At 35.9% G+C, this 18630-nt stretch carries 16 protein-coding genes and 1 pseudogene; 12 read left to right on the plus strand and 5 right to left on the minus strand.

Going from position 1 to position 18630, the window contains the following annotated elements:
- The first annotated feature begins 6 nt into the window (after positions 1-6).
- The 4 genes from AC4D4A_RS02615 (at position 7) to AC4D4A_RS02630 (ending at position 4898) form a co-directional block, all read left to right on the plus strand.
- Complete coding sequence (locus tag AC4D4A_RS02615; protein ID WP_490994457.1) at positions 7-1545, plus strand: M81 family metallopeptidase; 1539 nt, start codon at positions 7-9, stop codon at positions 1543-1545.
- On the plus strand, positions 1514-1990 hold the full coding sequence (locus AC4D4A_RS02620) for a GNAT family N-acetyltransferase (RefSeq protein WP_490994458.1): 477 nt from the start codon (positions 1514-1516) through the stop codon (positions 1988-1990). The genes AC4D4A_RS02615 and AC4D4A_RS02620 overlap by 32 nt, the downstream gene beginning before the upstream one ends.
- A gap of 498 nt (positions 1991-2488) precedes the next feature.
- Positions 2489-3052, plus strand: a complete 564-nt coding sequence (gene ahpC / locus AC4D4A_RS02625; protein ID WP_490994459.1) for an alkyl hydroperoxide reductase subunit C — start codon at positions 2489-2491, stop codon at positions 3050-3052.
- A gap of 178 nt (positions 3053-3230) precedes the next feature.
- Positions 3231-4898 carry an FAD-dependent oxidoreductase gene (locus AC4D4A_RS02630; protein WP_490994460.1) on the plus strand — a complete coding sequence of 556 codons (1668 nt, stop codon included), beginning with the start codon at positions 3231-3233 and terminating at the stop codon, positions 4896-4898.
- Positions 4899-4913: 15 nt separating this feature from the next.
- On the opposite strand, the gene AC4D4A_RS02635 is transcribed toward AC4D4A_RS02630, so the two are convergent.
- The gene (locus AC4D4A_RS02635; protein ID WP_490994461.1) at positions 4914-5288 is read right to left on the minus strand and encodes a hypothetical protein; all 375 of its coding nucleotides are present in this window, start codon (positions 5286-5288) and stop codon (positions 4914-4916) included.
- A gap of 275 nt (positions 5289-5563) precedes the next feature.
- Between AC4D4A_RS02635 and AC4D4A_RS02640 the strand changes: the two genes are divergently transcribed.
- Positions 5564-6430 (plus strand): GNAT family N-acetyltransferase, encoded by an 867-nt coding sequence (locus AC4D4A_RS02640; RefSeq protein WP_490994755.1) that lies wholly within the window; start codon positions 5564-5566, stop codon positions 6428-6430.
- A gap of 114 nt (positions 6431-6544) precedes the next feature.
- Positions 6545-7231 (plus strand): DUF5694 domain-containing protein, encoded by a 687-nt coding sequence (locus AC4D4A_RS02645; protein ID WP_490994462.1) that lies wholly within the window; start codon positions 6545-6547, stop codon positions 7229-7231.
- 101 nt (positions 7232-7332) lie between these two features.
- Here the strand turns inward: AC4D4A_RS02645 and AC4D4A_RS02650 are convergent, their stop codons facing one another.
- Both AC4D4A_RS02650 and AC4D4A_RS02655 read right to left on the minus strand, forming a co-directional pair.
- On the minus strand, positions 7333-7569 hold the full coding sequence (locus AC4D4A_RS02650; protein ID WP_490994463.1) for a hypothetical protein: 237 nt from the start codon (positions 7567-7569) through the stop codon (positions 7333-7335).
- Positions 7570-7782: 213 nt separating this feature from the next.
- Positions 7783-8277, minus strand: coding sequence for a hypothetical protein (locus AC4D4A_RS02655; RefSeq protein WP_490994464.1), 495 nt, complete (start codon positions 8275-8277; stop codon positions 7783-7785).
- Positions 8278-8374: 97 nt separating this feature from the next.
- On the opposite strand from AC4D4A_RS02655, the gene AC4D4A_RS02660 reads away from it, so the two are divergent.
- The 5 genes and pseudogenes from AC4D4A_RS02660 to AC4D4A_RS02680 all read left to right on the plus strand — a co-directional run bounded on the left by AC4D4A_RS02660 (position 8375) and on the right by AC4D4A_RS02680 (position 15200).
- Positions 8375-9409 carry a threonine synthase gene (locus AC4D4A_RS02660; protein ID WP_490994465.1) on the plus strand — a complete coding sequence of 345 codons (1035 nt, stop codon included), beginning with the start codon at positions 8375-8377 and terminating at the stop codon, positions 9407-9409.
- Between the two features lie 19 nt (positions 9410-9428).
- Positions 9429-11303 (plus strand): terpene cyclase/mutase family protein, encoded by a 1875-nt coding sequence (locus AC4D4A_RS02665; RefSeq protein ID WP_490994466.1) that lies wholly within the window; start codon positions 9429-9431, stop codon positions 11301-11303.
- Between the two features lie 93 nt (positions 11304-11396).
- Positions 11397-12209 carry a pyrroline-5-carboxylate reductase gene (gene proC / locus AC4D4A_RS02670; protein WP_490994467.1) on the plus strand — a complete coding sequence of 271 codons (813 nt, stop codon included), beginning with the start codon at positions 11397-11399 and terminating at the stop codon, positions 12207-12209.
- Between the two features lie 96 nt (positions 12210-12305).
- Positions 12306-13412 (plus strand): annotated as a pseudogene (locus AC4D4A_RS02675) (IS3 family transposase).
- 234 nt (positions 13413-13646) lie between these two features.
- Positions 13647-15200 carry a hypothetical protein gene (locus AC4D4A_RS02680; protein ID WP_490994468.1) on the plus strand — a complete coding sequence of 518 codons (1554 nt, stop codon included), beginning with the start codon at positions 13647-13649 and terminating at the stop codon, positions 15198-15200.
- 34 nt (positions 15201-15234) lie between these two features.
- Here AC4D4A_RS02680 and AC4D4A_RS02685 read toward each other — a convergent pair whose 3' ends face one another.
- Together AC4D4A_RS02685 and AC4D4A_RS02690 are read right to left on the minus strand one after the other, a co-directional pair.
- Positions 15235-15927, minus strand: coding sequence for an LrgB family protein (locus AC4D4A_RS02685; RefSeq protein ID WP_490994469.1), 693 nt, complete (start codon positions 15925-15927; stop codon positions 15235-15237).
- Positions 15912-16301: a CidA/LrgA family protein gene (locus AC4D4A_RS02690; RefSeq protein ID WP_490994470.1), complete on the minus strand. Its 390-nt coding sequence runs from the start codon at positions 16299-16301 to the stop codon at positions 15912-15914. The genes AC4D4A_RS02685 and AC4D4A_RS02690 overlap by 16 nt, the downstream gene beginning before the upstream one ends.
- A 765-nt stretch (positions 16302-17066) precedes the next feature.
- Between AC4D4A_RS02690 and AC4D4A_RS02695 the strand changes: the two genes are divergently transcribed.
- Positions 17067-18476 carry an MFS transporter gene (locus tag AC4D4A_RS02695; RefSeq protein ID WP_490994471.1) on the plus strand — a complete coding sequence of 470 codons (1410 nt, stop codon included), beginning with the start codon at positions 17067-17069 and terminating at the stop codon, positions 18474-18476.
- Positions 18477-18630: the final 154 nt, after the last annotated feature.

Genomic DNA, 18630 nt, shown 5'->3' on the forward strand with positions numbered 1-18630 from the left:
TCCCTTGTGAAACATTTGAGAATTGGTATAGCTTTTTTTTATCATGAATCCCATAGTTTCTCCAGGACGAAGACAACCATTCAAGATTTTAAAAATGAAGGTTATTTTAAAGGGAACCAAATTTTAGACGTTTATACAAATACAAAGACGGAGGTTGGCGGGTTTATTGATGTTCTGAGGAACCTAAAAGACGTAGAAATCGTCCCCCTCCTTTGTGCAGCAGCTGTTCCTTCAGGTCCGGTAACCTATGAAACATACGTAGAAATTGAAAAAGAGCTAATGGGTTTGATGGAAGCGTCAGGAAGGCTTGATGGATTATTGATCGCCCTGCATGGTGCAATGGTCATTGAGGGTATTCATGATGCAGAGGAATATTTGCTTTTAAAGATTAGAGAAAAACTTGGAGTAGATATCCCGATTGCAACGACCCTTGATCTACATGCCAATATTAGTCCGGCCATTGTTGAGATTACACCCTATCATTTTGGATTTAAAACCTATCCGCATATTGATATGTATGAGCAAGGGGTTAATGCCGCGAATGCTTTGATGAATCATCTTTCACTTGGAGTTAATTATGTAGCAAGATGTGTGAAAATTCCCATGCTGCTTCCCTCGATCAATATGAGAACAAAGGAAGGTCCTATGGCTAAAATGGTGGAGCTTGCTCAACGCCATGAAGAGGAAGATGGTATTTTAAACATCTCTGTATTTGGAGGATTTCCGTATTCAGATGTACCGAGCGCAGGTGCAAGTGTGATAGTGATTGCTGAGAATCAGTTATTGGCCGATCGAACGGCCAGTAACTTGGCCAAAATTTTTTGGAATCTAAGGGAAGATTTTATCGTCAATTTGCCCGATGTTGCAGAAGCATTTCAACTTGCGTTTGCAATGAAGAAAAACAAACCAATCGCATTAGTCGATATTTCTGATAATCCGTTGAGCGGAGGCAGTGGAGATACAACGAGGCTTTTGAGAGAATGTATAGACATTAATAGAGAGAAAACACTTTTTGGAGCCCTAACTGCTTCTAAGGCAATTGAAATATGCAGGAGCGTGGGAGCTGGTGCAACTGTACGTCTGTCACTTGGCGGGAAAACTTATCCTGAGTTTGGCTTACCGGTTGATGTGCTAGCGACTGTAATCAGGTTAACTGATGGTGTATTTTATAATAGTGGTCCATTTAATAGAAATTTGAGAGTAGATGTTAAGGGGGCTTGTTTGATTCAAGTAGGCAAAATAGATATTCTCCTAATTGGAAGACCTATGTCTGCCAATGATCCTGAGCTTTTCCGTCATATTGGGATTGAACCAAGTACGTATAGGTATTTGATATTGAAAGCTAAAAATCATTTCAGAGCAGCGTTTGATCCGCTGATAAGTGAAGTCATTTATGTTGATGCACCAGGCGCAGCCACGAATAATATTGCACAGCTGCCCTATAAAAATATACCGGAACAAACATGGCCCTTAAGAAATATAGAATATCTAAAGGTAGAAGAGAGGAAGAATCATGACACAAACGAATTCGATGTATTACATTGAAATACCCGAATCCCTAACGCCTGCACAGCAGAACATGATGATGGAGCTCGAAAAGGATGCCTTTCCCGGGTTGGGAGCGGTAGATGAACAAACACTGGTTCCATTAGCGAGATACGGAAAACTAATCCTTTATAGACAGCAGGGAGATGAGAGACCAGTTGCGGTTTGTGAATGTATGAGAGATTATAATCAGCCAAATAAAGCTTATATATTTGGCTACTATGTACGATCAGACCAGCATGGTAAAGGCTTGGGGACACAATTTTTACATGAGGTCTTGAACATTCTGAAGGCTGATGGCTTTCATAAAGTCAGTTTAACGGTAAGCGAAGCCAACACGGCTGCTGTTAAATTATATAAAAACATCGGTTTTACTGTAAATGAATGGAGATATGGTGAATTCGGAGATGGTGAGGACCGGTTATATATGGAGAAAATTTTATAATCATCAACGAAAAGACGTGTGACACATCACACGTCTTTTTTGTTGATGAATAATTGCTGTAAAGACCATTACGGCTAGTGCTTCATCTTACTTGATATAAAACAGAAACTTAAAATGGAGATAAAGAGAACGTTGAAAATAGATTGTATTGAAACATGAACAGATGAAAAAAATGAACGTTTTTGGGCATGCTAGCAGTGAAAGTAAAAAACAAAATAAATTATATCTATATAATATAATTTGGTGTTTCCCCTTAAGTTTTATCATTAGAATATATTTTAATTGATAAAATTACTGTATCGACAGTAAGTATGTTGAACCTGATTAAGGTTGATATTTAAAGGTTTTATTAAGTTTATCTAATGGAAAGAACGAAAAAAATTAAAGAAATATGATAATAATTATAAATAAGCAATTGACAAATTTCTTTTTAATAATTATTATAATATAGTATTAAACATCACTTAGTTGATGATATTGTTTAGGAGGATATACGATATGTCACTTATTAATAAAAAAATAGAGGATTTTACAGTACAGGCTTACCATGATGGAGAGTTTAAAGAAGTAAGTCTTTCGGATGTTCAAGGTAAATGGTCAATCTTTTTCTTCTATCCAGCTGATTTCACTTTTGTGTGCCCAACTGAATTAGCTGACCTGCAAGATAATTATGATGCCCTTAAAGAAATTAACTGCGAAGTGTACTCCGTATCTACGGACTCTCATTTTGTACATAAAGCTTGGGCAGATGCTACGGATACAATCGGCAAAATTAAATATCCTATGCTTGCAGATCCAGCGCATGTTCTTTCCCGTCAATTTGGAGTATTAATTGAAGAAGCTGGTCAAGCACTTCGCGGAACATTCATTGTGAATCCTGAGGGTGAAATTAAAGCTTATGAAATTCACGACCTAGGTATTGGCCGTAATGCTGAAGAAGTAGTACGTAAAGTACAAGCTGCTCAGTTTGTTGCAGAACACGGTGATAAAGTATGCCCGGCAAAATGGACTCCTGGTGAAGAAACAATTGAGCCAAGCCTTGACCTAGTAGGTAAAATATAATTTTTTAATCATTTGCATTCATCTTTTCAATGAAGGATGAATGCAAATTTTATCTAAAGACACAGACTGACAGCTACTTGTCCAGTTTTTAAATGTTTTTCTATCAGAAGATCAAATGAGGTACTTAACATGATAAGTACCTTTTTTATTAAAAGTTTACGTAAATTAGGTGAGTATTTTGACAAAAGGAATTTTAGATTTAATTATCATTGGCGGAGGTCCTGCTGGATTGTCAGCTGGTATATATGCCGGACGTGGAAAATTAAACACTCTTATTATTGAAAAAGGAAATATGGGTGGCCAAGCTGCTACGACAAATGAAATTGTTAACTACCCTGGTGTTCGCAAAACGACTGGACCTTTATTAATAGAAGAAATGAAAAAACAATGTGAAGATTTTGGTGTTAAATTTACCAAAACAGATGTTACGGATGTTGACCTATCCGGAGAAGTTAAAATAATCAAAACGATCAATGGTGAGTATCAGGCAAGATCTGTAATCATTGCAGCAGGTGCAGGTCCTCGTAAACTTGGATTCCCTGGAGAAGCAGAATTCACGGGCCGTGGTGTTGCCTACTGTTCAACATGCGATGGTGAATTCTTCGAAGGATTAGAAGTGTTTGTCATTGGAGCAGGATTTGCCGCAGCTGAAGAAGCGATGTATTTAACCCGTTTTGCCAGCAAGGTTACCATTATTGCTCGTGAACCTGAGTTTACATGTGCTCCTTCTATCGCAGATAAGGTTTTTGCCAATGAAAATATAGAAGTTAAATTTAATACGGAATTGCTTGAGGTTTCAGGGGTGGAGATGGTTCAGCATGCCCGATTTATTAATAACGTAACTAAGGAAGAATGGGAATACACAGCGAAGGAAGAGGATGGCGCATTCGGTGTATTTGTTTTCGTGGGATATCAGCCTAAGACAGAGATCTTTAAAGGTCATGTAGACATGGATGAACGTGGCTATATTATTACGGATGAAGAAATGAGAACAAATATTAAAGGTGTATATGCTGTTGGAGATCTTCGTCCGAAATCTTTACGTCAAGTTATTACAGCTGTTGCCGATGGGGCGATTGCTGGAACAGACGTACAAAAATATGTTGCTGAAGAAAAAGAGCGTCTTGGAATTGTTGATGAGCCAAAAGAAGAAAAACCGGCAGAGAAAAAAGAATCTGCACCAAAAGAAACAGCTAAAAGTGGTAAGAGCAGCCTACTAAGCGATGCCATCAAAGGACAACTAAAAGGTATTTTCGCCAAAATGGAGAATGATGTAACATTAGTAAGCATTGTGGATGAAAGTATTCCTAAATCTGTAGAATTACGTGATTTCTTGATCGATGTTGCTGAACTTGGCGATAAACTACATTTGGAAGTTTATCCAAAAGGCGAAAATGCTGAAATGGAAACAAAAATCAATGCTGATAAATTCCCGGTTGTTTCGTTGCTTGATCATAAAGGAAATTACAGCGGTGTAAAATTCCATGGTGTACCGGGAGGACACGAGCTTAATTCCTTCATCCTCGCCATTTATAACCTGGCAGGTCCTGGACAAGCTTTAGATTCCTCTATCCAACAGTCAATTAAAGCAATCGATAAAAAAGCAAATATTAAGGTTATGGTATCTTTATCATGCCACTACTGCCCAGATGTTGTTGTTGGTGCTCAAAGAATTGCAATTGAAAACCCAAATGTCGAAGCAGAAATGATTGATATCAGCAACTTCCAGGATATTAAAAAGAAATATAAAGTAATGAGTGTTCCAGCCATGATTATTAATGATGAACAAGTAGTCTTTGGTGCTAAAAAAATTAATGAAATTGTAGAAGTGCTACAGCAAGCTTAAACAATTAACCCAGCCTTACATCAAGGCTGGGTTTTTGTTTTTCCAGGTTTTTATGATCATGGTAACAGATGCAATGACTGAAAGTGAAAAGATTATTATGCCGGTGGTCTCATACAAATGCATGAATAAAAGGAAGGCAATTATTTGAGTGACAGCAATGATTATTCCATAAATTGTGTTCTGTTTTTGATTCTTTTTTATGGCAATGAAGAGCTGGAGTGTAATGAAATTACTGATAACCATAATGGTAATTGCCAAAGTATAGTCCATTGTGGTAATGTTTGTCCCTTTTTCAAACGCGAAAATCGAATAGATCGAAATGGCAAGGGCACAAAGATTTATGCTTAATAAAATCGATACCCATATCATACGATACAAAATTTTCTGCATATATTAGACTCCTTGTTATATTCTATTTTATATTTTGTGCATTATAGAGATGATTATACCCGACTATAAATACTCCAGTTTATATTGCTTGAATTCTTAAACAAATAACTAAATAAATGAAGTATAACTTGTAAATTATGGTAGAATTTCTTTAATACTTTCAAAATTTAGGGAATTTTCTTTAGATTATCCAATCGAATTTTGAAAAAGGAGATTACAATTTGATAACAATTGAAAAAGCAATCTTATGTGACGCTGAAAAATTAACAGAACTAATGAAGAAAACATTTGATGAAGAAGCAACAAGATGGCTAATAAATCAAGAAATTGTGGATTACAATATTCAGCCCCCTGGCTATACTTCAGTTGAAATGACTAAATACATGATCGAAGAATTAGACTATTACAAAATTATCTATAACGAGGCTATAGTTGGTGGAGTTATCGTTACGATTACCGGTAAATCATATGGAAGGATAGACCGCATATACGTTGATCCGGATTTTCAGAATCTTAAAATCGGTTCCAGAGTAATGGAATTAATTGAGGAGATATTTCCAAGCGTAAGAATATGGGACCTTGAGACATCCAGCAGGCAGCTTAATAATCACCATTTTTACGAGAAATTGGGCTATAAATCGACCTTTAAGTCGGAAGATGAGTTTTGCTATATAAAGAGGAAAGAGAGTTTGACAAAATCTAAGAATTTGGTAGAACATCATGATATTTCAAATAAACAATATGAAAATTGCGGTATGGCATATACAGAATGTTACCAAGTTAACTTAGAAGAGAGTTCTTTTAGTAATAGTAACTTGAGAAGTACTCAATTCAGTAACTGTAATCTTAGTCAGTCAAAATTCCAAAACATAAATTTAAAGCAATCCTATTTTGCAGATTTAAACTTTTCCTTTACTAAAATGAGATTAGTTACCCTGGCAGGAACCAAATTTATGGATACAAATCTTGGAGATGACAAAAATCCGATATCCTTTGAAAGATGTGACCTTCAAGGATCAAAGATTAGGAACTGTGACCTCAGTAATCTGGAAATTACGGAAAGTGAGATAACAGGTATGAAAATCAATGGTATTTCGGTGGAAAAATTGTTCGAAGTGTATAACCGAGAGTTGAGTAAGTAAAGTTTCGAATAGATTGCTTTTTGAACAAAAATCACATAATTAGGGGAATCTTTCTTTAAATCAAGGGTTATTGCCAGCAATAAATATAGAAAATAAGAGAGGGGGAGGATCTTATTGAAGAAAGAACTCATTCTTTTAGGGACTTTTCATCTAGAGCAAGATGTAGAAATAGTAACAAATAAAGAGCATGAAATCGTTGAATTGGTTGATTACTTAGCTGAATTTAAGCCTTCAACAATAGCTTTAGAGTGGGATAAGTTTCAAAATGAAGAACTGAATGAGGATTACATAAATTTAAATGGCCATTATTTAATGAATGAAATTCAACAAATCGGTTTTCGGTTAGGGAAAAAACTGCAGCACAAACGAGTGTATGCGGTGAATTGGGGCGGTCAACTGACTCATAAGGATATGATGTATTTTCATAAAACCATCCAGCTTTGTTATCCGGGTATTCAAGATAAAATAAATTTATTAAACGAAATAACCCCAAAGATTAATAATGAGGTTAAATTAATAAATTCCTATGAAAGACTGAACAATAGAGAGTATATCGAAGAATTAGAGAAACTATATTTATCTTTTGTAGAGGTGAACGATGAAAATGGTAAGATGATTGGTTTTAATTTTATAAACAAATGGTTTGAAAGAGAATTGATGATATTTAAGAATATTGTTGAAACCATACCCCTTCATTCTGACATACGCGTTTTCCTTTTAATTGGAAATGATCATCTTTGGATGCTTACGAAGTTGTTTGAAGGATATGGCTGGACCGTTATAAATCCATTCTCGAAATAAGTTTTAATTTAACCAAGGTTCAAGGAAATTGAGTGATTTGCTAAAACCATACTTAAATAGTCACAAACAAAAAGAACGAAGATGGTGCGACTATTCACCATTCATCCGTTCTTTTTTGCGTTCTCTTCTAGTTTACTGATTCTTTGTTCGAGTTCTTCCATCCCTAATAGTTTGGATTGTCCATCCAGAAAAATATTGAATATCGACGTTAACAGGAAGCCACCGCCCAAACCAACAAGACACCCTACACCTGGAGATCCAATGGATAGTCCAATTCCAAGGCCGGTTAACAGACTGCCTGGAATAAGGTATTCAGTTAATGAATGCTGTTTAGCCAACAAATCTCCTCCGATCTTTTTCGAAAGTTTATGTATTCTGGTTAATATTATAACAACTTTAATTTGCAGAATATATACATATTCTTGAAATTAACCTTATTTAAACATTTAGTATCTAAAAACTTATCATTCAGCCTGGAACCAGGGAACAGTTTTTAAAAAAACGCCATAAGGAAATTGGTGAGGTTTCTCGAATAGGTAGATGGAGGTGGTTTACATGCTAATACAGCTAAGGTCATAAATTGTCAGATCAAAAAATGGACCTTTACTATCTTCTGATGAGATAACAATACCTTTGTAGCCGTTAGAAGTGAGCATTTCGCGAAGCAAGCTGCCTATTTTAAATTCAGTATCTCTAATAAATAATTTAATGTTTGTTCTGTTATTAACTTTAGATAAATTACGAATTCTATCGAATTGTTTATGGTATATATATGCACTTATCGTTTCGTAAGGTTGTACGAATTCATTGGTAAATGAATCATATAATTTAGCATAGTCCTCATCTTCAATAAATAAGAAGTGATCTGTATTGACGTGAAACTCTATAATGTTTGGTCCAAACTTCTTAGCCCAATGTTTACGAGTTGTGGCATAAATAGCATCACCATGCTTTTTGCCATGACTGAACGAGGTTCCAAGTGTAAGGCCTTTATCTAGAATTTTTTCATAATTGGTAGTAGAGGTGCCATGAAATACATCAATCATCTAATCGCCTCCATATTCTCTTACCATCATCATAAATGAAAAAAGCAAACTTTTCCATCTTAATATGTTGATTAACTGATTAACGAGAGGAGCAGGAATGAGTGAAATTCGATTTATTTGCGTAGATTGCCAGGAGCTATTCATGGAGGAACCGGATAAAAATTGTTGTACATGCGGTGGGCTGTTAATCATCAAAACAAGTAATAGTATTTTTAAGGATAATTGGATTAATGGTGAGAACCAGACGATGTGGAAGTACTATCGAGGAGTATCAGTACAAGCAAAAAAACGTGCATGGGAGAAGGTATCATTAGGTGAGGGGAATACCGTCCTCGATAAATTGGACTCGGACAATCAGCAAATCTATTTAAAATTAGAAAATACTTTACCAAGCCAGTCTTATATAGATAGATGCTCAGCATTATTAGTGACTAAGTTACTAGAGAATACGATACAAAACATCCTTATAACGGAGGCGACTTGTATGAGTCTATCGGTTGCTAAATATGCAAAACATGCTCAAATTGCCTGTGAGTTAGCTTTACCTGAAAATACATCATGTCAGCTGGTGGATGCACATAGAAATGAAGGAGTCAGAGTAAGCGATTTTGCTTCTGATCAAGAATCTGCTGCAACTAATTTTATTTTACCCGATTTTCACCCCTATATGATTGAGGGAGCAAAAACATATGCATATGAGATATGGGAGCAGTTAGGACAACAACCTGACATCGTTACGTTTTCGGTTGAAAGCAGCTTGTTAGCAATAGGTGCTTATTATGGATTTAAGGATCTTACAAACAATCATTTAATAGAAAAACTCCCCAGATTTATCATTGTCGACATTCAATCAACTTCTCTGCCTGTAAAAAGGAAAGCTGCTTCTATCCCTCAAACCCTATATAAAGAATTGATAAAAATAATTAAAGAGACAGATGGGCACTTACAAACCATGACGGAAGCTGAAGTCATTCAGGCCAATAAAGCGCTTTTTATGAGAGGTTATCAGACAGATGAACAAAGTGCAGCAGCCTATGCGGGTTGTATGAGATATTATCGCGATTTTTCAATAAAAAATGAATCGATTGTGATCCCCCTTAGTAATTTTAGTGCAATATGCGAATCTAAATAGTTTGTTGGGGTGATAAGAAATGACAAAATCCATAGTTGGAAAATATATAGACTCAAAGATAAAATGGTTAGAAAAAACACAAAATCAGTCAGGATCTTGGACATTCAATTTTGAAGGTTCTTCATTAACGGATTGTTTTATGATCTTACTTATACGGACCTTAGGAATAGAGGAAGAAGAATTAATGCATCAATTAGTGAAAAGGCTGCTGCGCACTCAAAATGACAATGGGTCTTGGAGTATCTATCCGGATGAGAAGGATGGTAATTTATCTGCCACCGTTCAATCTTATACAGCTCTGCTGGTTACAGGCAATTTTACTCGGATGGATGAGGAGATGAAGCGAGCTGAACAGTTTATAAATAAGCATGGTGGAGTGTCAAAATTTCACTTTATGACTAAAATGATGCTCGCAGTCAACGGAATGTATAAGTATCCAAGCTTTTTTCATTTTCCGATGAGTTATTTTATGCTTCCGCCCCATGTACCTTTTAACATGTATCAATGCAGTAACTACGCCAGAGTGCATTTAACTCCTATGACCATCTGCATGAATAAACGCTTTATGCATAAACACAAGGGAATTGATACGAGTTTCTTTAATGGGCAGGAAGGAGGTTGGTTTAGAGAGGAACGCTTTTTTCAGACCGATCAATTGATTAAACACCTAAAGTCCCTTGATTTTTCTCCATCCTCTTGGCAAAAAGCTGGCTATCAATCTGCAGAAAAACTGATGATTGACCGGATTGAAAAGAATGGGACATTGTATAGTTATAGTTCAGCTACCTGTTATATGATCTATGCTTTACTTGCTTTGGGGTATAAACGAAACTCACCGATTATTCTTAAGGCGGTGGAAGGGATGAAGAGCTATTTAACAGATACACCATATGGCCTTCATTTGCAAAATTCTCCGTCCATGGTGTGGGATACAGCTTTATTGAGCTATTCCTTACAAGAAGCTGGGTTAAAGACAACTCATCCTGTTATCGAACGAGCAAATGCGTATTTGCTGAAAAAACAACAAAACACGAGAGGGGATTGGATAGTACATGCTCCAGACGTGATTGCTGGGGGATGGGGATTTTCCGATAGCAATCATTATATACCGGATAATGATGATACAAGTGCTGGTTTACGAGCATTAACAATGCAAAGTAAAGTGAACCAACAAGCAAATCTTGCTTGGAAAAAAGGTTTCTCGTATTTGAAGGGTATGCAAAATAAGGATGGAGGATGGGGTGCCTTTGAAAAAGATGCCTATAATTCCTTATTTGCGTATCTGCCAATTGAAAATGCAAAGGATGCCATCATTGACGATTCTACTGCAGACTTGACAGGTCGTGTTTTAGAATTCATGGGTAATTATACTGGATTAACCCATGATCATTCCTTCATTAAACGAGCGGCTGCCTGGCTTCTGAAAGAGCAATTGTCTGATGGCAGCTGGTATGGAAAATGGGGTGTTTGTTATATATATGGTACGTGGGCAGCAGTGACAGGATTATGTGCAATCGGAATCAAGCCTGAGCACCCTTCTATCCAAAAAGCAATCAGATGGCTGGAGTCTATCCAGCTTAAAGATGGAGGGTGGGGAGAATCCTGTATGAGTGCAGATAAAGAACGTTTTATACCATTGTCCTACAGTACTCCGTCCCAAACAGCCTGGGCATTGGACGCCCTCTTAGCAGTTAAACGGGCAACTTCACCAAGTATACAGAAAGGGGTTAACTTTTTAATAAACGAAGAGTTATACCATCCAAATGCAAACAGGTATCCAACAGGTCTTGGTTTACGGGGTGGTTTTTATATCATTTATGAAAGCTATAATTATATTTTTCCTCTGCTAGCACTAGGTCATTATGAAAAGAAACTTATTGCGGAAAATACATAGCTGCTTATGAATAAGCATGTTAATCCTAATTTTCTATTTTTTACTTGTTTTATGTTAGAATAGTGTCAAATGAGGAAGAATAGGTGTTGAAGCATGAATAAAAGAATAGGTTTTATTGGCTGTGGAAATATGGGGAAAGCGATGGTTGGTTCTTTGATCAACAGTAATCCAAAACTCGCTGATCAATTGTTGGTATCTGTGCGCTCAGAAGAATCAAAGGTTGCTATTTCTAAAAAGTGGCCGATTCATACAATCCTGGACAATAAAGAAGTTGTCCAAAATTCAGATATAATCTTTTTAGCAGTTAATCCGAACCAATATGAAGAGGTCATTAAAGAGATACGAGAATATGTTACTGATAAGAAGATTCTTATTTCGATTGCTGCTGGAATTAAAATAAAGCAAATGGGCGAGTGGATTGGAGCAGAGTCGAAATTTATATTGTCTATGCCTAATACTCCTGTCCTGGTGAATGCAGGAATGACAGCTATTTGTCCAAATGAACATGTCACAGGTGAAGAGTTAGAGGAAATTTGCCGTTTATTTAGTGTGTTTGGAGAATATGAAATTCTTAAGGAGGATGATTTCGAAGCGTTTATTGCTTTATGCGGTTCTTCTCCAGCCTATATTTTTGTGTTAATTGAAGCTATGGCAGATGCAGCTGTAAAATTAGGTATAGATCGAAAAAAAGCCTATCGAATGGCTGAACAGACCATTATGGGTTCGGCACAGCTCGCTTTGGAAACAGGGATTCATCCAGCAGAACTGAAGGATCAAGTCTGCTCCCCGGGTGGTGCAACGATTGCTGCGATCACAGAACTGGAGGCACATGGATTCAGAAATTCTGTCATTAAAGCGATGGAGGTTTGTGCTGAACATTCAAAGAAAATGAATGATGATGTTTAAGTTTACTAGAAGCGAAATAATGAAGCATCCATGTAACCGTTTGAACTGCCCCGTAAAAGTTAGACACTAATCTAATTTTTACGGGGGGTTTTTTTTATGGCAAAATTAACTGTTGAACAAAGGATCCAAGCAGTTCAACGTTATGTAAATGGATATGAAACCATGAATGCAATTGCGAAAGATATTGGTGTTACAACACGGGTTATCGGTGACTGGGTTCGCCTTTATCAAGCGAACGGTATAGAGGCATTCTTAAAACCCTATACAAACTATTCTGCTGAGTATAAAATGAGTGTACTAAATTATATGAACGAAACAGGTACATCTTCAATTGACACAGCTGCGATATTTAACATTTCATCTCCAGGCATGATTCGAAATTGGAAGAAGAAGTTTGAAATTGGCGGTTATGAAGCCCTTGTTTCTAAGAAAAAGGGGCAATCATCCATGAAAAAGAACACGAAAAAAACAATGAAGCCTGTACCGGCTGAAGGATCTGTAGAAGAACTTGAAGCACGTATAAAGCAACTGGAAATGGAGAATGCATAAGAATTAAAGAAATATGGTTTCCATCATGATCCAAAAACAATTAATAGATTGATGAATGCAATGGGCATTAAATGCGAAGTTCGAATGAAAAAATACCGATCTTATAAGGGGAACGTCGGGAAAATTGCACCAAACATTTTACAACGGGATTTTAAAGCAGAAAACATGAATGAGAAATGGGTAACAGACGTGACAGAATTTCATCTGTTTGGTGAGAAACGTTATTTATCGCCAGTACTAGATTTGTGTAACGGTGAAATTATTGCCTATTCGGTGATGAGCCGACCGGTGTATAAATTAGTTGACGATATGTTAAAACAAGCAATAGCTCGTCTTCAACCTGGTGATGAAGTCATTCTTCATTCGGACCAAGGGTGGCACTATCAAATGAAACAATATCAACGAATATTAAAGCAACATAAGATCACACAGAGTATGTCCCGTAAGGGCAACTGTTTAGATAATGCAGTCATAGAAAATTTCTTTGGCTTATTAAAATCCGAGCTACTTTATCTACAAGAATTCGACAGTATGGAGCATTTTGAGAAAGAGCTGGCAGAATATGTTTACTATTATAATAACAAACGAATGAAATCAAAATTAAAAGACCTAAGCCCGGTGGAATACCGAACTCAGGTCCTTGAAGTAGCCTAAATACATATGTCTAACTTTCTTGGGTCAGATCAGTTAGGGATAGGATGCTTTTTTTATGCAGTGATTAGTCATGCTTCAACAAATCTCGAAATTAAACCATTTTCTGTCCCTCTATTTATGAAATACACTTTTATCAATCTTAATTAAATTGAAAAGATTTACATTCACACGTATATTAACAACTATTTCCATGTTAAAATGTTTCTATCCGTTAAGGTCGGGAGAGTGAGTATTATGGATGGAACTTTATTATCCAACAGTATCTATTCGTTGAAAGGAACCGATTTACGAATCATTTATAGTTTATTAACAAATATAAATCTAAAAAAACTAATCCCATTTAATTTCAACAAAATCGTTTCAAGGAAACATAATGTAGATTATGTAAACTACCTTCTTGAAAAAACCAACGAATATAATCATCTCTCAGATGAAGCATTACAGGTCAGTTTGTTTCAGGAAATGAATAAAACACTAGCACTTGAAGGCATGGATTATAGCGAGGCTTCCCATGTGGATAATCAATGTGAAGAAATTGTTAACAAAATATATCAAATATATATAAATCAGGAGAAATCATTCCTCCAAAATACGAAGGAGCAAATTGAGTTTACCAGGATTCACCACATTATTCACTATCAGCTCAGACAGTTGTTTTATGAGGTGGAATATCGCTTTCAAAATCTTTCCGCTGAGGATCAGCAGGATTTTTTAAACACTATATATGAATTTATATTTAAACTCTCAGAGGATGAAAAATGGATCCTGCTTCAACAATTGCCTGTAAATTATTTATCAATTGAGGTTTTTAAGGAAATTGAATTATCCACTTTATTAATTCAGGTATCAAATATTAGTCTTCCTTCATTTTTTGATATGTTCACAAAGCTATTAATGAACTACAATGAAAAACTTCCAATGAATATCCCATTAATCAATCAAGAAAATATTTCCCCTACGATAAAATTATTAACTTCTCCATATTTTATTACACCCTATGTCTTTGGCGGCAGAGTCCTTCAAATAAACTATCAGCAACAGGCTATAAAAAAAAGGCTACTGCCTTATATCCTTATGCAGATTACCTTAACGTATTTATGTGATGAAAAATCTGTATCCAGTCCTGTTTTATTCCTGGATGAATGGAAGAGAAGAGTAGAGGAATACCGTCAATTGGAGTATCATTCTGACTTATTAGAAATGAAACATATCGAAATGAGTACACATGTCCAAAAATCACGGCAAAGAATAAACGAATTTTCATATCAAAAAAATCATATTCAGGAACGTTTGAATATTGAAATATATAAGCTTAAATCTACCCTCCTTTTTATAGATATAAATGAGTTGACGATAAACGAAAGCTTTGAAAGACATCGTACTGAGTACTTTAAAATCCAAAAAACATTAAACCAATTAGCCGCATCAAAAAGCAATGAGATACTGGAAACCAGTTTAATAAAACAATTTACTAATAAATTGCTGAATATGTCAGTGACACTTGATCAGTTTGGTAAAGAGAAAAAAGTGGACGAGCTTCTGGAGAGCTTAGTCAAAGACATTTTAGATTCGGACAGTGACTTTAAACGGACTGATCGAATTGTAATTAAACAAATACAGAAGGAACTGTCGGATATAGATCTCATGATTGAAACGGAGAATAGGATTAAAAATAAATATGAGAAGGAGCTTATCAAACTGAATCAACAATTACAGGAATGCAGCGAAAGGGTAAAGCAAATCGAGAACGAAAATTACGGGATTAAAGAGGTAGCGCAAAGTATATAAAAAGTCCGTTACAGCAAAAACGGACTTTTTATTCCTAATTAATAAATAGGTTCATGATAATTGGGCCTAAAATGGAACCAAAAATTGCACTTAATGTCATGGAGATAGAACTCATGGAAAAGGTTAATTCACCGAATTCAAAAGCCTTTGAGGTACCGATTGCATGGGATGCGCTGCCCAAAGCAATCCCCTTACTTACGGGATTTGTGATGTGGAACAGATTTAAAATAAGCGGTCCTAAAATAGCCCCAGTTAGACCTGCTATCATGACAAAAATAGCTGTTAATGTTGGAACCCCTCCTAATTCCTCTGATATTTGTATAGCAACCGGTGAAGTTAATGATTTTGGCAATATAGAAACGGCCATCTTTTCGGCAACACCAGCAAGTTTACTAAATAGAAGCCCGCTGACCATTCCTGCCAATACCCCAAGGAAGACACCTCCCAAAATGACGAATATATGATCCTTTAGCATTTTCCGTTGTTTATAAAGCGGAAAAGCCAATGCAACTACTGCGGGACCAAGTAATTGATTAATCCAATCTCCGCCAATCATATATGTATCATAAGAAATATTAAAAAATGAAAGGATGCAAACAATTAAAATGGTTGTTGTTAAGATTGGTAAAAGAAATGGAAAGGAAAATCGGATATACAGTTTATTTAATAAAAGAAATATGATGACAGTTATAATAATAATCGAAATTGCAATCAGTAATTTCTCCATTTATTTTGATCCTTTCGCTTGTTCACAGAATTTTCGAGTATCTGGCTTGTTCCTCCTGATATCAGCAGGGTAATGATTGTACTAATAAATACGACACACATAATGATGATCCCTTTAGAGGAGAACAGCTCGGGATACTTTATAATACCGATACAGATAGGAACAAATAACAAAGGCAAGAAAGCAATTAAAAAACCAGCTCCACGATTAATGTATTCAACCGGGATTACTTTGAATTTCAAGCAGACTAATAGTAATAATAACCCAATAATACTTGCGGGGATTGGAATGCTAAGCAGCTCTTGTATGAATACACCGATATAATAAAAAAGAAAAAGAACAAGGATTTGCGAGCATAAGACTAGATATTTCATGATAACTATCGGCTACTATAGAGTGACAGTAACCTTCACCTCCAAATTTAAATGATAATTTGATATTACGCCTCCATTCTGACAAGTCAAACAATTTGCACTTTATGGAAATTACACTTGGATTTCAGCTAGTACTTCTTATTAACATTTTGCATCCTGTTAAATCAGAGGCTCTGTTGTGAGCTTTTCTAAAAGTATTTCTTATTGCTTCTCATTTAGTTAAGCGAAGATAAGCGGGAGAAATGAGGGTGAAAAGTAATTTGACACTTTACAATCTAGAAAAACGTAAGTCCGTTTCTCCTCGGGTTGTACCTTTTTAAAGCTTCCAGAATGAAACGGAAACAGACAAATTAGGTTTGGTTTATTTTACCTCCAAAAAAATTTAAAAAAGGTCTTTTAATCTCATCATGCGCATGCTAGTATACTAGTGTAAATGAACGAAACACAGTTTGAACCAAGAAGGAGTTTCAAACATTTATTTTACTCTTGTTTGTGAAATGATGAGCAATAGTAATTATAATCTATTTTTACACGAAATATTAATAATCAGTTTTAGAACAAATTAAATCCAACATTTTATTTTACTTCATTTTGTGAAATGATGAGCAAAAGAAATGTAAATAAAATTTGGGAGTAAGTATATACTACCTGTTAGAGTAGCCTTTACAGTTTTCAGGAGATTGATGGAAGTATGGAGTGTAAGTGTTTGAACCTGCTTGGCGGTATTTTCGTCATTTATAACATAATGTATTTGGAGGTATTTAAATGAGTGCAGAAGCTTTGAAAAAACAAGGCTCACCAGAAGGAAATTCTAATCCTAATGTTCGTCCATTCGGCATGAGGGATAAAATTGGTTACCTATTAGGTGACTTTGGAAACGATTTCTTCTTCTTATTGGTAAGTGCTTACTTAATGGTATTCTATACCGATATTTTTGGCATCAATGCAGCGACAGTTGGTGCGCTCTTCATGGCTGCTCGTTTATGGGACGCAGTAGCAGACGTAACTTGGGGACGTTTTATTGACACAAGAAAACCTACTAAAAATGGTAAATTTAGACCATGGGTTTTAAGAATGTCATTCCCGTTAGTTTTCTCAGGAGTTTTAATGTTCGTTACAATTCCTGGTATGGGCGACGGATTCTATCTGGCATGGGCGTTCGTAACATATATCGTTTGGGGTACTTTGTACAGTACAGTTAATATTCCTTACGGATCTATGGCTTCTGTTATGACAGATAAACCTGTTGAACGTACTTCTTTATCTACTTACAGAACAGCTGGTATGATGCTTGCGAGCTTGATCATCAATGCAGTCGGACCAATGATTGTCTTTGTTGATAACAAAATCGATGCAAACCGTATGTTCATGGCTGCTTGTATATTTGGTGTGTTGGCAATTTCTTGCTACATCGGTTGCTACAAATTAACAACTGAACGTATCGTTCCTGAAACAAATGACGCAGAAAAAATGGATCTTCGTAAAACTCTTAAAGCGATTGGTCAAAACAAACCACTTATTTGGATTTTAACTGCATCCTTATTATTCATGACAAACAGCATGCTTATGGGGGCAGTAAACGTTTACCTATTTAAAGATTATTTCACTAGCACTGCAGCACTAAGCCTTGTTGGTGTTATGACAACAGTTACTTCTTTCATTGCAATGCCAATGGTTAAACCATTAGTTGCTCGTTTCGGTAAAAAAGAAATTGCTTCTATTGGTATGGGATTTGCGGCTATCATTTACTTCGTACTATTCATGCTGAAAGATATTGATGCAATGACATTTGTATGGATTGCAGCACTTGGTATGTTTGGTACAGCATTCTTAAACGTTGTAATTTGGGCGTTTGTAACGGATGTTATTGATTACCATGAGTTCTTAACAGGTCTACGTGAAGATGCAACAATCTATTCCGTTTACTCTTTCGCTCGTAAAGTAGGTCAAGCGGTTGCTGGTGGACTTGGCGGTTTCTTGATCGCGGCAGTTGGTTACAATGCAGCACTTGAGACACAAACAGAAGGTACGTTAAATGGAATTCATGCACTTGGTACATTAGCACCAGCATTGTTCTATGCAGTTATTTTCTTAATCCTAATGTTCTTGTACCCATTAAACAAGAAACGTACAGAGCAACTTGCAATTGATATTGCTGAAAGACGTAAAAAATAATTAGTAAAGAGATAGCTCCGAAACGGGAGCTATCTTTTTTTGTTAGAAACTGAAAAAGAAACACGGAAAATACATACTTTGCTTTGGATGGAGCATCATAAGTAATGAGCATTTAAGTATGAGTTATGTTCAAATTTAGAAAAATAAATTATTG

It is taken from the genome of Pradoshia sp. Z5_111, from assembly GCF_058267535.1.

Excerpts from the sequence above, each read along its gene's own strand:
- AC4D4A_RS02620 (WP_490994458.1), top strand. The coding sequence starts at position 1,514 with ATGACACAAACGAATTCGATGTATTACATTGAAATACCCGAATCCCTA.
- ahpC (WP_490994459.1), top strand. The coding sequence starts at position 2,489 with ATGTCACTTATTAATAAAAAAATAGAGGATTTTACAGTACAGGCTTAC.
- AC4D4A_RS02635 (WP_490994461.1), bottom strand. The coding sequence starts at position 5,288 with ATGCAGAAAATTTTGTATCGTATGATATGGGTATCGATTTTATTAAGC.
- AC4D4A_RS02640 (WP_490994755.1), top strand. The coding sequence starts at position 5,564 with ATGAAGAAAACATTTGATGAAGAAGCAACAAGATGGCTAATAAATCAA.
- AC4D4A_RS02655 (WP_490994464.1), bottom strand. The coding sequence starts at position 8,277 with ATGATTGATGTATTTCATGGCACCTCTACTACCAATTATGAAAAAATT.
- AC4D4A_RS02660 (WP_490994465.1), top strand. The coding sequence starts at position 8,375 with ATGAGTGAAATTCGATTTATTTGCGTAGATTGCCAGGAGCTATTCATG.
- AC4D4A_RS02665 (WP_490994466.1), top strand. The coding sequence starts at position 9,429 with ATGACAAAATCCATAGTTGGAAAATATATAGACTCAAAGATAAAATGG.
- proC (WP_490994467.1), top strand. The coding sequence starts at position 11,397 with ATGAATAAAAGAATAGGTTTTATTGGCTGTGGAAATATGGGGAAAGCG.
- AC4D4A_RS02680 (WP_490994468.1), top strand. The coding sequence starts at position 13,647 with ATGGATGGAACTTTATTATCCAACAGTATCTATTCGTTGAAAGGAACC.
- AC4D4A_RS02685 (WP_490994469.1), bottom strand. The coding sequence starts at position 15,927 with ATGGAGAAATTACTGATTGCAATTTCGATTATTATTATAACTGTCATC.
- AC4D4A_RS02690 (WP_490994470.1), bottom strand. The coding sequence starts at position 16,301 with ATGAAATATCTAGTCTTATGCTCGCAAATCCTTGTTCTTTTTCTTTTT.
- AC4D4A_RS02695 (WP_490994471.1), top strand. The coding sequence starts at position 17,067 with ATGAGTGCAGAAGCTTTGAAAAAACAAGGCTCACCAGAAGGAAATTCT.